12 protein-coding genes and 1 pseudogene are annotated in these 12554 nt (G+C 40.5%); all 13 read left to right on the top strand.

The features are described 5' to 3' along the window. The 13 genes and pseudogenes from DEHRE_RS03805 (at nucleotide 1) to DEHRE_RS03865 (ending at nucleotide 12480) form a co-directional block, all read left to right on the top strand. A complete protein-coding gene (locus tag DEHRE_RS03805) occupies nucleotides 1–318 on the top strand; it encodes a hypothetical protein (RefSeq protein ID WP_025205281.1) in 318 nt (105 codons plus the stop codon). Between the two features lie 219 nt (nucleotides 319–537). Beyond that, complete coding sequence (locus DEHRE_RS03810; protein WP_025205282.1) at nucleotides 538–1758, top strand: FMN-binding protein; 1221 nt, start codon at nucleotides 538–540, stop codon at nucleotides 1756–1758. A gap of 664 nt (nucleotides 1759–2422) precedes the next feature. Next, the gene (locus tag DEHRE_RS03815; RefSeq protein ID WP_242837033.1) at nucleotides 2423–3115 is read left to right on the top strand and encodes a Crp/Fnr family transcriptional regulator; all 693 of its coding nucleotides are present in this window, start codon (nucleotides 2423–2425) and stop codon (nucleotides 3113–3115) included. Between the two features lie 529 nt (nucleotides 3116–3644). After that, on the top strand, nucleotides 3645–4448 hold the full coding sequence (locus DEHRE_RS03820; RefSeq protein WP_025205284.1) for a methyltetrahydrofolate cobalamin methyltransferase: 804 nt from the start codon (nucleotides 3645–3647) through the stop codon (nucleotides 4446–4448). Between the two features lie 89 nt (nucleotides 4449–4537). Beyond that, nucleotides 4538–5173 carry a corrinoid protein gene (locus DEHRE_RS03825; RefSeq protein WP_025205285.1) on the top strand — a complete coding sequence of 212 codons (636 nt, stop codon included), beginning with the start codon at nucleotides 4538–4540 and terminating at the stop codon, nucleotides 5171–5173. Nucleotides 5174–5240: 67 nt separating this feature from the next. Next, nucleotides 5241–6188: a uroporphyrinogen decarboxylase family protein gene (locus DEHRE_RS03830; RefSeq protein ID WP_242837034.1), complete on the top strand. Its 948-nt coding sequence runs from the start codon at nucleotides 5241–5243 to the stop codon at nucleotides 6186–6188. 226 nt (nucleotides 6189–6414) lie between these two features. Continuing rightward, entirely contained in the window at nucleotides 6415–6972 is a 558-nt protein-coding gene (locus DEHRE_RS03835) for a GTP-binding protein (RefSeq protein WP_144284038.1), read from the top strand. A gap of 1 nt (nucleotide 6973) precedes the next feature. Further along, the gene (locus DEHRE_RS03840; RefSeq protein ID WP_025205288.1) at nucleotides 6974–7429 is read left to right on the top strand and encodes a hypothetical protein; all 456 of its coding nucleotides are present in this window, start codon (nucleotides 6974–6976) and stop codon (nucleotides 7427–7429) included. Between the two features lie 446 nt (nucleotides 7430–7875). Next, nucleotides 7876–8610, top strand: coding sequence for a Crp/Fnr family transcriptional regulator (locus tag DEHRE_RS03845; RefSeq protein ID WP_242837035.1), 735 nt, complete (start codon nucleotides 7876–7878; stop codon nucleotides 8608–8610). A 128-nt stretch (nucleotides 8611–8738) separates the two neighbouring features. Continuing rightward, nucleotides 8739–9051: pseudogene (locus DEHRE_RS03850) on the top strand (dehalogenase). 16 nt (nucleotides 9052–9067) lie between these two features. Further along, nucleotides 9068–10444, top strand: coding sequence for a reductive dehalogenase (locus DEHRE_RS03855; protein ID WP_025205290.1), 1377 nt, complete (start codon nucleotides 9068–9070; stop codon nucleotides 10442–10444). Between the two features lie 326 nt (nucleotides 10445–10770). Then, a complete protein-coding gene (locus DEHRE_RS03860) occupies nucleotides 10771–11082 on the top strand; it encodes a hypothetical protein (protein WP_025205291.1) in 312 nt (103 codons plus the stop codon). Nucleotides 11083–11127: 45 nt separating this feature from the next. After that, the gene (locus DEHRE_RS03865) at nucleotides 11128–12480 is read left to right on the top strand and encodes a reductive dehalogenase (RefSeq protein WP_038603121.1); all 1353 of its coding nucleotides are present in this window, start codon (nucleotides 11128–11130) and stop codon (nucleotides 12478–12480) included. The last annotated feature ends 74 nt before the right edge of the window (nucleotides 12481–12554 follow it).

A 12554-nucleotide genomic window follows, 5' to 3' on the forward strand; every position in this document is an offset into this window, starting at 1 on the left:
ATGGCCCTGATGACTTTTATCCTGGGATTATTGGTTGCCGGTTTCGGTTGGGGAGTCAACATCTTACGGAAGAATACAAAATATTCGATTACCTGGCTTGGCTGGGCAGGAATTGTCTTAAGTTTTATGGTTTTATTGTTTGCGATTAGTTGGTCATGGAGTTGCCTTTTAGAGGGTAGTACTCGATCTGCAGGCGTAGGTATTCTTATGTTTGGGGGTATTGCAGTTATTATCGGAGCGATAACCAGGGTAATAATTATAAAAGGAATTCCTGCATCTAAAAAAAATCATACTGATAACGTAAGTCAGAGTGCATAAGCCTATATAAAATAAATTAGTATTTATAATATAGCTATCATAAAGGGTTTTAAGATTAATAGTTTTATTACAACGAAGGGGGGAGGAAGCGCCTCCCCTTTGCATGAATTTATAGACTCCACAGATATGCTGGCTGGAACTTTCAGACGAACATTTATTTGGTACAAAAGATGGGGTAAGTCACAATGATTAACAAAAAGTAGAGAATAAAACAAAAATGTGATTAAGATCATTGCTATATTGACATTAGTAATTTCATTATTTGTTAGTTGGGTGATACCCGAAAAAGATTTGCTGCCATTTGCCAAAGAAGTCCTTCCTCAAGCCCAATCCTTCCAAAAGGTCACGTCTTCTCCCCTAACATATGAGGGAATAGTTCAAGGGAGAGATGGAAAGATGCAAAGAGTTGGCTATGTAGTCATTGATCAGGCAGTGGGTTATGGCGGCCCGATTAAGATGGCTACAGGAATTGATTTGAAAGGGAAAATTCAAAAAGCAATTATTGTAAACTATAAAGATACACCTTCTTTTGTTCAGATGGTTTTGAAACATGGCTATCTAAAGCAGTTTATTGGCAAGGACATTACTAAACCATTGAACATTGAAAAAGATATTGATCGTGTCTCTGGGGCAACTTATACCTCCCGCGGAATAGCTAAGGCAATCTCCCAAGGAAGTCACGCTGTAGCAAGAACCCAGTTTAAATTGAATGTTTCGGATGAGGAAGTTGCTTTTAAGTTTGGTGCAAAAGAGATATCTGTACTGTTGCTCGTTATTTTGATGCTAATTGGGGTTGTATTAAAAAACAAAAAATTAAGATGGGTAACCTTAATTGGTAGCCTAATATTTATAGGCTTCAAATTTAACACTCCTTTTTCTCTGGCTAACGTGGCGGCACTATTAATGGGTAATTTCCCTTCCATTCGGGAAAACTTGGTCTGGTATATTCTGATAATCGGTATCCCAATTATTACCTTTGTGGCCGGTAGGAACCTCTATTGCTTCTGGCTTTGTCCTTTTGGTGCTTTGCAGGAAATTTTAAGTAAGATAGGTGGGGGCAGTTTTACGTGCTGTAACAAAAAAATAGAAACAAAAGCCTCTAAGATCAAATATGCCTTGGTATATTTTGCATTATTGGCTGCCATCTTGCTTCAATCTCCCGGCTTTGCTGGTTATGAGCCTTATTCAACTTTATTTGGGTTACAAGGTTTTGGCGTTGCGTGGCTTATTCTACCCCTGGTAATCTTTCCATCACTTCTAATAAAGAGATTTTGGTGTCGATTTTTTTGTCCGGGGTTAATACTCAATGAGATCATTTTGCGTCCCAGGAAATATATTATGGGGATTTTAGAAAAAGGGTTCCCAGAAAAAGGGAAGTTTAAAAGGGTTTCGGAAATCAAAGGGACCAAAGGAATCGAGCAATTGAAGGAATCCAAGTAAGATTTATAAATGATTAAATAACATCGAGGTTAAAGTATGAAAAGCAAATTAAGCATGGGGGATTTACTATTTATTGTATTGGTATCCGCTGTTGCCATCATGATTGTGATAAGTGAATGGCAGGCTTATCAAGCTATCCCTTAGTCAAGTATCCAGCCAGCAATGCCGCTTTAATACTATGAGCTTTTTTAGAGCTGATCCTGCCCACTATATCATACTGAAAACCGCCGAATAGCTTTTCTGACTACTAACAAAAACAACTGACAAAAGTTTTGTCAGTTGTTTTTGTGTCGCGGCCTAGCTAAGCACAAATTATTTAACTAGTGAAAGTCCAGTCGATCCATTGCCGTATAATGGTTATCTCAGTTGGTATATTAATATGTGCCGTCAATTGAAAATTTATCGAGCCTTCTTTCAAGCTCGGCCAGGATGTCTTTATTAGCCACACCCTCAATATAACAAATACACCCTTAGGAGCATGTTGTCATGGCTTATTGGTGCGTACGGCATCGCAAAGCAAAATAAGTATAAATTGAAGAATTTTTCATAAATTAAGCTTATACTAAATTTATGATTATTGACACAAAAGCTTTGAAATAATTGATAAAAAGGAAATTGTAAGAAAGGAGCGGGAATTATGCAAGAGAATTTCGAAAAATGGAGGGTGGGTATTCCAGATACATTTTATCCGATAAGCGAATTGCAGAAGTATGTTGAATACGGCACAGTCAAATCTTACTTAAAAGATAGTTTAGTTGTTTTACCGGGTGAAGTAATCCATAAATTTATCTATGTGCTTACCGGTAAATTGCAAGTAAACTTTCTGTTCAGCGATGGACGAGAACGAATGGTTTATTTTGGCGGGGAACATTGTATGTTCAACTATTTATTTCAACATAACTCCGACAATCGTATGGCGGCTTATATTGTAGCCTTAGAAGACAGCCAACTATGTTTTTTTTCTTGGGAACAGCTTGAAAAGATTTTTCATATGGACGGAAATCTTCTCTTTGAAATAATGAAAAATGAGAATGCCAAAGGCAATTTCTTTATGAAACAGGCGGCAGAGATGGACTTTTTAAACCCGACAATACGGATTGTGAAATTGATTTATCAATTATGCGTTTCTCAGGGGAAGCCTGTTAATAATCATATCGAGGTCAACATTAATTTACCCTTGAGAGATATTTCTGAAATAACCGGAGCTCATTATGCAACCGTCTCCAAAGTATTCTGCACGCTGAATAAGCTTCATATTTTAGATAAGAAGAGAGACAGGATCGTTATTTTTGATATCAGAAAGCTGGAAGAATTAACACAAGAAACACAATTATTCAAACATGATGGCACTAATTAATTAGCATTTGTAAAATATTATCATTTATAGAATGATTATTTTCAATTTAAACTGAATCATTTAATTATCTTATTTTGTACAATGTACCTAGTCATCCGATTGACCAAACCGCTAAAAGAGGAGGCGAATTAGTTGTTTTACCGGGTGAAGTAATCCATAAATTTATCTATGTGCTTACCGGTAAATTGCAAGTAAACTTTCTATTCAGCGATGGACGAGAACGAATGGTTTGTTTTGGCGGCAAACATTGTATGTTCAACTATTTATTTCAATACAACTCCGACAATACGGATTGTGAAATTGATTTATTAATTATGCGTTTCTCAGGGAAAGCCTGTTAATCAAATCGAGGTCAACATTAATTTACCCCCTTGAGAGATATTTCTGAAATAACCGGAGCTCATTATGTAACCGTCTCCAAAGTATCCTGCACGCTGAATAAGCTTCATATTTTAGATAAGAAGAGAGACAAAAGGAACACAATTATTCAAAACCAGAAAAACAAAGTATTACTGGAGGTAGATTATTCATGATCATCATTGGAGAAAAAATCAACGGCGCCATCCCTTCCGTAGCGAGAGCAATCGCTGAAAAGGATGCAGGGTTCATTCGAAACCTTGCCAAAATCCAATCCGATGCCGGCGCGGATTTTATTGATGTCTGTGCATCCACGGACGTCGGAATTGAACTCGAAACCTTAAAATGGCTGATCGACCTGGTACAGGAAGTGAGCGACACCCCAATTTGTATCGACAGCCCGCATGCTCAGACCTGCGTGGATGCGATTCAATTCTGCAAACGTCCGGGACTCATTAACTCTGTATCCGGCGAAGGTGACAAGATTGATGTCGTATTCCCGGTTATTGCTGATACTAAATGGGAATGCGTTGCGCTTCTTTGTGATGACAGCGGAATTTCCAAGACTGCGGAGAAACGTCTCGAAGTATTTGCAAACATCATGAAAAGAGCTAAAGAATTCAATATTGCCCCGTCCCGTCTGCACATTGATCCGCTGGTCGAAATGCTCTGCACTTCGGAAGAAGGCATCAACATGATTGTTGACGTAATCAGAGAGATTAAAAGACAGTATCCGGCAATTCACATTACCGGCGGATTCAGCAATATTTCGTTTAACTTGCCTGCTAGGAAGCTTGTCAATCAGGCCTTCTGCGTTCTGGCAATGAACGCCGGCATGGACAGCGGGATCCTTGACCCGACGAATCAGGATTTGGTTGGTATGATCTTTGCGACGGAAGCTCTCTTAGGTCAGGATGAATATTGCATGGAATATATTAGCGCCTTCAGGGAAGGACGTTTTGGTCAGAAAAAATAGTTGTAAGCGCTGGCTCATCAAACAGGCATTCAATCAGAGAATTGTTATTCAATCTATTCAGAATAAAATTTTAAGGGGGATTATAAGAAATGGCTAAAATTGAAGAAGTCAAAGCAATGGTAGAGGCAGGAAAAGCAAAACTTGTTCCTGGATTGGTCCAGGAAGCGCTCGATGAAGGAAGCGCAGCAAAAGATATTCTGCAGGCAATGGTAGGTTCGATGGGCGTTGTTGGGGACAAGTTCTCCACAGGCGAAATCTTCGTTCCTGAAATGCTAATGGCCGCCAAAGCGATGGCCAAAGGTGTTGATGTCTTGAAACCGCTGATGGCTGGCGACACCTCAAACTCCTTAGGTACCTGCATTATCGGAACCGTAGCAGGCGACCTGCATGATATTGGTAAAAACCTTGTTTCTATGATGATCGAAAGTGCCGGGTTCACCGTGGTTGACCTCGGTGTAGACGTGCCGCATGAAAAATGGGTTGAAGCTATCAAAGAAAATCAGAATGTTACTTTAGTGGCTTGTTCAGGACTTTTGACGACAACGATGCCAGCATTAAAGGAAGCCGTGCAAACGGTCAAGGCCAGTGGTTTGACAGGCTTTAAAGTTCTCGTCGGTGGTGCTCCTGTTACCCAGCAATTCGCTGATGAAATCAATGCCGATGGTTTTGCTCCTGATGCCGGCAGTGCTGCAGTGAAAGCTGCTGAGTTGGTAAAATCTTTATAAGATGAAAAATCTTGCTAAAGGGAGGTAAATCAATATGACGCTGACTCAGAGAGAAAATTTTGAGATCATGCTTAACGGAGGAAAACCGGAATTCGCCCCTTTGCTGTATGAACTATATAAAGTGTGCATGTTAGCAACGAATAATACAGACCAACCATGGCAAGGCGGGAAGGATCCGTTTGGCGTAAATTGGATAGCCACGGCTGAGGGAGTCATACCGGAGTCAGGAAAAATATTATTCGATGATATCGCTGATTGGAAAAAATATGTAAAATTCCCTGATGTTGATTCTCTTGGAATTGAGCAGATGGCACAAATTGAATTGGCTGACTTTACTGACGGAAAAAGAAAGGAACAGCCGGTTGCAGTATTTAATGCATGTGGTCTCTTTGAACGGATGGCTGCATTTATGGGGTTTGAAAATACCTTATGTGCTTTGATTGAAGATCCGGATTCCTGTCATGAATTCTTTGCGGCAATGGCAGATTACAAAATCGCTTGTATAAACCGATATATCGACGCATATAAGCCGGATGTTATCATCTATTTTGATGACTTGGCAACTGCTCGTGGGATGTTTATGTCACCAAAAACCTATCGCGAAGTCATTAAGCCGTACCACAAAAGAATCGTTGAGGCTGTGACTTCCCGTGGCGTTATCTTTAATCAACATACATGTGGGAAATGTGAAGATATTATCGAAGACTATGTTGAAATGGGTATTAAAATATGGGATGCTGCTCAGGTTTGTAATGATTTGGAGGGAATCTTGACGAAGTATCATGGCCGCTTAATTGTAGAAGGCGGTTGGGATACATCCGGACCTGCCAGTTATATTGGCGCTCCCGTAGAGGTGATCATTGAAGAAACGAAAAGATGTGCAGAACAATATGGAAAAAAAGGTAATTTCATACTGTTCCCAGTACTCATGAACGAAAAAGGGCATGCCTTTATGACCGGTGACGAAAGAATTCCTGCGTTAATAATGACTTGGAATCAAGTCAATAAGTTATAATACACTTAATAGAATAAATATTTAAACCATCATTTAAGTGAAAGATTGCAAAATCCTCTGGATAATTTTATTCAAGGGGATTTTGCTTATATTCGAATAGCAAACAGATTTCTCTATATAAGTACTGGAGAGGGCTCAGAAGCACGATTATACTGAAAAGGAGAGGGTTGCCATCAAATTAATCATATTAAGCGGATTCTTGGGGTCAGGTAAAACCAGTGTGTTAATGCAGCTTGCAAGACATCTCGTTGAAACTTCTAATGGTAATGAGAACGACAAAAAGGTTGTAATCATAGAAAATGAAATCGGTACAGCCGGAATTGATAACCTTCTACTAGAGAATGAAGATTTTACCGTCAAGAACCTTTTTGCCGGCTGCGCCTGCTGCACATCTTCGGCTAAACTTACGGATACAGTTGATTATCTTAGTAAGGAGTACAGCCCGGAATGGATCATCATTGAGGCAACTGGGCTTGCTTTTCCGAGCAAAATAAAAAGCACGGTGGAGACCGAACTCGGGATGCAGGCCATGACGATTATTGTGGTAGATGCCAAACGGTGGTTCCGATTGGTTGGTGCGATGGAAAACTTCGTCTCAGAGCAGCTGGAGGATACAAAGTCAGTGTTAGTTAACAAGATTGATTTGGTGGATGAAACGACAGTGGAAAAAGTACAGGAGAGTATCCAGAAATATAACCGGGATGCGTACTGTTATCCTATATCCGCTACTAACGAGCTTTCAGCCGGATTTTGGAACGATTTATTTAAAAAGGCGGGGATATAAAATGGCACACGAACACCACGAACACCATGAACACGAAGGCCAAGCCTGTCAGTGCGGACACCACCATGACGAGCAGCATGAACAGCATGAACAGCATGAGAAAACGGTGCTCTGCAATCAGGAAGAAATCACAGTTACCCACCATGAAGGAGCCGTCATTTTATCTACTGAACGTGTCATTGCCAAAGAATATTCGTGGGTAAGAGATAGGCTCAACAAAGAGCTACAGTCCTTAGCCGGTTGGGTTGAAGATCAGGGAGGGCTTGTGGGGCATATCAAGGCTTTTCTTACTGAAACCGGCTATACCTGCATGCTATCCACGACAGGCGAAGATGTACAGATCAAGGAAACCTTGAAACCAAAAGTCACGGCCAAGATTACCCTGATAGTTTTTATTAACAATGAAAATGAATTATATTCTAAATTAGCAGAAACGTTAAAGAAATTAGTCAATTAACTTTCCAGAAATTATGACGAGCGTAAAGATGATTTTCCTCCGGTAAACATTATAACTGTTTAAATTCTATCCCATGACTCAAAAAACTTAATCATGATATACTTTTTGGATAATCAGGTTCTAATATTAGGGTAAGCATTTGCACTGTGTTGCTCATAATATGAGGAAGATGGCAGTACTAACTGATAAAAGATGAGCTGAAAAAATTGGGCTAGATAGGTTAAGGGGACGTCGCGAAATAAAGTTTCGTTACGTCCCCTTCGTGGCCGTGTTTAACCACACCCTCAATATAACAAATACACCCTTTTGTATAATAGCCGGGACACTTAGGGTGTATTGGTGCGTACGGCATCGCAAAGCAAAATAAGTATGAATTGAAGAATTTTTCATTAATTAAGCCTATACTAAATTTATGATTATTGACAAAAGGAAATTGCAAGAAAGGAGTGGGAATTGGAATTATGCAGGAGAATTTTGAAAAATGGAGGGTGGGTATTCCAGATACATTTTATCCAATAAACGAATTGCAGAAGTATGTTGAATACGGCACAGTCAAATCTTACTTAAAAGATAGTTTAGTTGTTTCACCGGGTGAAGTAATCCATAAATTTATCTATGTGCTTACCGGTAAATTGCAAGTAAACTTTCTGTTCAGCGATGGACGAGAACGAATGGTTTATTTTGGCGGCAAACATTGTATGTTCAACTATTTATTTCAATATAACTCCGACAATCATATGGCGGCTTATATTGTAGCCTTAGAAGACAGCCAACTATGTTTTTTTTCTTGGGAACAGCTTGAAAAGATTTTTCATATGGACGAAAATCTTTTCTTTGAAATAATGAGAAATGAGAGCGCCAAATGCAATTTCTTTATGAAACAGGCAGCCGAGATGGACTTTTTAAATCCGACAATAAGGATTGTGAAATTGATTTATCAATTATGCGTTTCTCAGGGGAAGCCTGTTAATAATCATATCGAGATCAACATTAATTTACCCTTGAGAGATATTTCTGAAATAACCGGAGCTCATTATGTAACCGTCTCCAAAGTATTCTGCACGCTGAACACGCTTCATATTTTAGATAAGAAGAGAGACAAGATCGTTATTTTTGATATCAGAAAGCTGGAAGAATTGACACAAGAAACACAATTATTCAAACATGAGGGCACTAATTAGCATTTGTAAAATATTATCATTTATAAAATGATTATTTTCAATTTAGACTGAATCATTTAATTATCTTATTTTGTACAATGTACCTAGTCATCCGCTTGACCAAATCGCTAAAAGAGGAGGTGAAAATGATGGGTACATTGTTGATTTTTGTTGCTGGCGTGTTATTTTTAGCCGTCGATTCTTTTTATTAAACCTCGCGCCAAAATGGAGCAAATGTGGAGAACAGTAATTAACTGGGTCTTATTCGTGATTTGGTATGCTGTTACCTGGACGGGAATTTCCTTTATCTACATCAACGCATCCGTAGGGCATGTTAAAGCAACGAGTACTGCAATATTCTTATTTGGAGGATTAGCTATCATCCTTGCAGTTGTACTGGCACGTTTGTTAGGCTTCATCACGATTGGAAAAACGAAAAAGACAAATACTGAACAAGCTTGAAAAGAGGTCAAAAAGAATGAGTAGTGAGCAAAAAAAACAACCTCAAATCAACCGAAGGAATTTTCTGAAAGCCGGCGCTGCGGCCACATTTCTTGGTGTTGCCGGAGTATTAAAAACACCTGGTAAGTTTGCAAGTGCAGCAAGCAGTGTGCAATATGCTGCTGCGCCAAAAGGACAATGGTCCAAAATTCATCCTGTGCACGATATGGGCAGTGCTGCAGTACGCTATGTGGAACATAATGATCAATGGTTGGGAACCACTAAGATCGTTGGAAAGATCAAGAATATCAGCGAAGCTGACGGTGGTGGTGGACTGCTATTAAGAGGTAAACTTGGCGATAAGGCATTTCGAGGATTCATGACCCAAACTCTGAGATCCCCTATAAACACAGCAATTGCTCAAGCCGCTGGTCCTATTGCTTCGCCGGCAGTTATGGAAGGAAAGCCTGCCCCTCAAAAAATGCCGATACCTGATCCCGAGCAAATGTCAATGCATATTAAAGATCTGGCTTACTTTCTGCGTGCAGATGATGTAGCAATTGGTAAAATGCCGGAATATGCCTACTTTTCCTATCATACATTAAACGCGTTTGATTTGGCGAAAAAACCTGTAGAGGAATGCGTCGTACCTGTAACTGAACGGATGCCATATGTCATCACCGTTTTGAGAGACCAACATTTAGAAACGATGCTGGGATCCACTGGCTATGACGGGATCAGTGATGCGCAGTCCTTTAATGCTTATCACCTTACAGCTAATATATCTGTCATCATAGCAAATTACATTCGCAAACTTGGTTATAATGCAAGGGCCTCTCATGCTTTCAATAACATTTTGGCAGTTACCCCTTGTCTTATCGCAGCCGGGTTGGGAGAGCTATCCCGCACAGGTAACACCAGTGCCCATCCCCGGCTCGGATTCCGCACTAAAGCTGCTGTCGTTACTACGGATCTGCCGCTTGCTCCGGATAAGCCAATCGATTTTGGCTTGCAGGATTTCTGCAGAGTGTGTAAGAAATGTGCAACGGAATGTCCGGCTCAAGCCATTTCCTATGATGCCGATCCTGTGGAATATAACGGATACTTGCGCTGGAACGTCAATTCTAATACGTGCCAAATATTCCGGGTAACAAACGAAGAAGGTATTTCCTGCGGACGGTGCATGAAAGTCTGCCCATGGAATTCCAAAGAGGATTCATGGTTCCATCAGGCGGGAACCTGGATCGGAAGCCAGAATTCGGCAGGAGCCAGTCTCCTTAAATCGATTGATGATATGTTCGGATATGGCACCGAGCAGATCTTGGATTATAAGTGGTGGCTTGAATGGCCGGAAAACCACAAAATTCCGGAAACATTAACTACAACAAGGACTTCATTGACAGGTGTAAAATAAGCATATCCAACGCTTAATATGGAGCGGTTTCCTTCATCTGAGTACTCCACGTGTGTCTGGACAAAGAAGAGATGAAGCGCGGAAAGGTTAGCCACCAAGCAAAGGGGACTAACCTTTCTTCTACATACTCACTGTTATTATTTTATTATCTATATCAATCCAGCAATTGTCCCATATGCAGTTTACCTAAAATATTATCATTTTCAATTTAGATTGAATAAAATATTTCCATTTTCAATTTAGATTGAATCATTTAATTACCTTATTTTGTACAATGTACCTAGTCATCCGGATTGACCAAATCGCTGAGAGAGGAGGTGAAAATGATGGGTACATTGTTGATTTTTGTTGCTGGCGTGTTATTTTTAGCCGCAATTCTTTTTATTAAAGCTCGCGCCAAAATGGAGCAAATGTGGAGAACAGTAATTAATTGGGTCTTATTCGTGATTTGGTATGCTGTTACCTGGACGGGAATTTCCTTTATCTACATCAACGCATCCGTAGGGCATGTTAAAGCAACGAGTACTGCAATATTCCTATTTGGAGGATTAGCTATCGTCCTTGCAGTTGTACTGGCACGTTTGTTAGGCTTCATCACGATTGGAAAAACGAAAAAGGCAAATACTGAACAAGCTTGAAAAGAGGTGAACAAGAATGAGTAGTGAGCAAAAAAACAACTTCAAATCAACCGAAGGAATTTTCTGAAAGCCGGCGCTGCAGCAACATTCCTTGGTGCTGCCGGAATATTAAAAACACCTGGTAAGTTTGCAAGTGCAGCAAACAACTTCACTGTGCAGTACGCTGCTGCGCCAAAAGGACAATGGTCCAAAATTCATCCTGTGCACGATATGGGCAGTGCTGCAGTACGCTATGTGGAACATAATGATCAATGGTTGGGAACCACTAAGATCGTTGGAAAGATCAAAAATATGAGCGAAGCTGAACATGGTACTGCACTGGTAGTAAGACATCAACTTGGTGAACTTGGAGCTAACGGGGTTGGAGATAAGGCATTTCGAGGATACTTGACCCAAATTTCGAGACATCCTTTAAACACAGCAATTGGTCAAGCCGCTGCTCTTATTGCTAAGCCGGAAGTTGTGGCAGGAAAGCCTAATCCGGATAAATTGGCGATACCTGATCCCGCGCAAATGTCAATGCACATTAAAGATCTGGGTTACTTTCTGCATGCAGACGATATAGCAATTGGCAAAATGCCGGAATATGCCTATTATTCCTATCATTATTTAAACTTAAAGGAAATGGCGAAAAAACCTGTAGAGGAATGCATCGAACCTGTAACTGAACGGTTGCCATATGTCATCGGCATTTTGAAAGACCAACATTTAGAAACGATGCTGGGTTCCACTGGCTATGACGGGATCAGTGATGCGCAGTCCTATAATGCTTATGCCGCTACAGCTTTTATATCTGTCATCATAGCAAATTACATCCGCAGGCTTGGTTATAATGCAAGGGCCTCTCATGCTTTCAATAACATTGTGGCAGTTACCCCTTGTCTTGTCGCAGCCGGGTTGGGAGAGATGTGCCGCACAGGTAACACCAGTCTCCATCCCCGGCTCGGATTCCGCCATAAAGCTGCTGTCGTTACTACGGATCTGCCGCTTGCTCCGGATAAGCCAATCGATTTTGGCTTGCAGGATTTCTGCAGAGTGTGTAAAAAATGTGCGGAGGAATGTCCGGGTCAAGCCATTTCCCATGATGCCGATCCTGTGGAATATAACGGATATTTGCGCTGGAACGTCAATACTTTAAAGTGCAGTATATTCCGGGTATCAAACGAAGAAGGTGTTTCCTGCGGACGGTGCATGAAAGTCTGCCCATGGGATTCCAAAGAGGATTCATGGTTCCATCAGGCGGGAACTTGGATCGGAAGCCAGAATTCGGCAGGAGCCAGTCTCCTTAGATCGATTGATGATATGTTCGGATATGGCACCGAGCAGATCTTGGATTATAAATGGTGGCTTGAATATCCGGAAATGTACAAAATTCCGGAAACTATTGTATTGAAGTAAAGTTTTCATTACTTCGTTTAACAAAACATCTTCGCCAGCTATACTGGTGTGGCTGCCAATTACGAAAAAATCCT

The sequence above is a fragment of the Dehalobacter restrictus DSM 9455 genome, assembly GCF_000512895.1.
Taxonomy (GTDB): Bacteria; Bacillota; Desulfitobacteriia; order Desulfitobacteriales; family Syntrophobotulaceae; genus Dehalobacter; species Dehalobacter restrictus.

Excerpts from the sequence above, each read along its gene's own strand:
- DEHRE_RS03805 (WP_025205281.1), top strand. The coding sequence starts at position 1 with ATGGCCCTGATGACTTTTATCCTGGGATTATTGGTTGCCGGTTTCGGT.
- DEHRE_RS03820 (WP_025205284.1), top strand. The coding sequence starts at position 3,645 with ATGATCATCATTGGAGAAAAAATCAACGGCGCCATCCCTTCCGTAGCG.
- DEHRE_RS03825 (WP_025205285.1), top strand. The coding sequence starts at position 4,538 with ATGGCTAAAATTGAAGAAGTCAAAGCAATGGTAGAGGCAGGAAAAGCA.
- DEHRE_RS03830 (WP_242837034.1), top strand. The coding sequence starts at position 5,241 with ATGCTTAACGGAGGAAAACCGGAATTCGCCCCTTTGCTGTATGAACTA.
- DEHRE_RS03835 (WP_144284038.1), top strand. The coding sequence starts at position 6,415 with ATGCAGCTTGCAAGACATCTCGTTGAAACTTCTAATGGTAATGAGAAC.
- DEHRE_RS03840 (WP_025205288.1), top strand. The coding sequence starts at position 6,974 with ATGGCACACGAACACCACGAACACCATGAACACGAAGGCCAAGCCTGT.
- DEHRE_RS03855 (WP_025205290.1), top strand. The coding sequence starts at position 9,068 with ATGAGTAGTGAGCAAAAAAAACAACCTCAAATCAACCGAAGGAATTTT.
- DEHRE_RS03860 (WP_025205291.1), top strand. The coding sequence starts at position 10,771 with ATGGGTACATTGTTGATTTTTGTTGCTGGCGTGTTATTTTTAGCCGCA.